The sequence below is a fragment of the Microcoleus sp. S36b_A4 genome, from assembly GCF_036700645.1.
GTDB lineage: Bacteria > Cyanobacteriota > Cyanobacteriia > Cyanobacteriales > Microcoleaceae > Microcoleus.
Genome location: NZ_JAUBPI010000219.1, coordinates 1 through 1,337, shown reverse-complemented (window position 1 = coordinate 1,337; position 1,337 = coordinate 1). Strand labels below are relative to the sequence as shown.

Genomic DNA, 1,337 nt, shown 5'->3' with positions numbered 1-1,337 from the left:
TACGTACCTTTCCTTTTTCCCAACCAGGGGATTTTCCCCTATGTTTAGGCGCTGTAGCGGGAGTACCAATGTCAACTAAAACCGACAACATTGATTGGGCAACACGTCCAGGAGTTAAATTAATCGTAGCAGATTGCCTGCAGAAGTCGATTTTCCAGAACTAAATCCCTAGCCAGCCAGAGTTGCCAACTCATCAATGGCATTAAATCGCTCCAACGATCAGATTGTTCAGGAGTTCTGAAGTTAGGCAATGTCCAATGTAATCGTTGCTTGACAAATCTATACCAATGATCCACTCCAAAACGTCGTAAATACTTAAACCAAACAGTTTCGCTTGGGTAGAGTTCGTTCTCCAACCCAAGCCAACCATAAGGGTGGAAACGGCTGACCATTTGACATGGGCTTCATTCTTTCGACGAGGATTAAATTTACTCCCTGTTCAGGCGCACGATAAAAATGTAAGTCAAGCCATTGACTGACTCGGACTTGTCCCAACCCTGGATGTTCGTCAATTTCAATCACAGTATCCGTTTGGAGCCATGTGGTTGGGTCGCCCGGTCTCATTTTCTGCCCATGTTTCCGTGGCCTACCGCGACCACTATAGGCTGGTGGTGCTGACCACAAACAGGCATTCTTTCGGACTCTCATTAAACAATCAGCTTGAATATCTGCTTGCGCCAGTACCCAATTTGCATTCCCATATTCTCGATCTAAAACTGCTAAAACTGGGTTGACGCTCTGTTCACAAACAAGTTTGAGTTGGGAAGCTGCTTTTTCTATTGGCGAAGACCAACTACTAATTCGTTCATGTAGTAGGGGTAATGCCCAACTTCCTTCTGCTTCGGGTATCCACGCAATTGTACTGTACCCCTGTCCAATAATTACGCCTTTGTGATATTCATGGGTTCTGTCTTGTAATGTTTTGGCATCTGGTCTGCCCCATGCAGTATGATCGATTGCCACTAAAACGTGTTCCGTTGAGGATGCTTCCTCCTGTAATTGCTCCAGATACAGCAGCATCAGTTTTTTCCGGTCTGGTCTACAGTCTTGCAATGCCTCGTAGACGCTTGGCCATTGACGATGGAATAATGGATTGAGCGAAAATTCCGCCAAACAGGCTGCATTCCTGGTCGTCATCACTGCATCCATCAGCTCGAATGTGGCATCCTTGGCTTTGACCAATAACTCGTATGCTGCTTGACGAAAGTCCTTTAATCGTTCACTGTTCATTTAGGGAGTGGATAGGTTTTATTTTTCACCCTTATTCTCTCCCGGCGCGGTGGCTTTAGTTCTTCTCAAAGCCACCGTTCTCATCTTTATTTAGTCTAAAGTACAGT

At 45.4% G+C, this 1,337-nt stretch carries 1 protein-coding gene; it reads right to left on the bottom strand.

Annotation, left to right across the window (positions count from 1 at the left end):
- Positions 1–315 precede the first annotated feature (315 nt).
- Positions 316–1,230, bottom strand: coding sequence for a transposase (locus QUA03_RS28860; protein ID WP_333217151.1), 915 nt, complete (start codon positions 1,228–1,230; stop codon positions 316–318).
- Between the last annotated feature and the right edge of the window lie 107 nt (positions 1,231–1,337).

Bases quoted from the DNA above. Each gene is read 5' to 3' on its own strand.
- QUA03_RS28860 (WP_333217151.1), bottom strand. From the start codon at position 1,230: ATGAACAGTGAACGATTAAAGGACTTTCGTCAAGCAGCATACGAGTTA.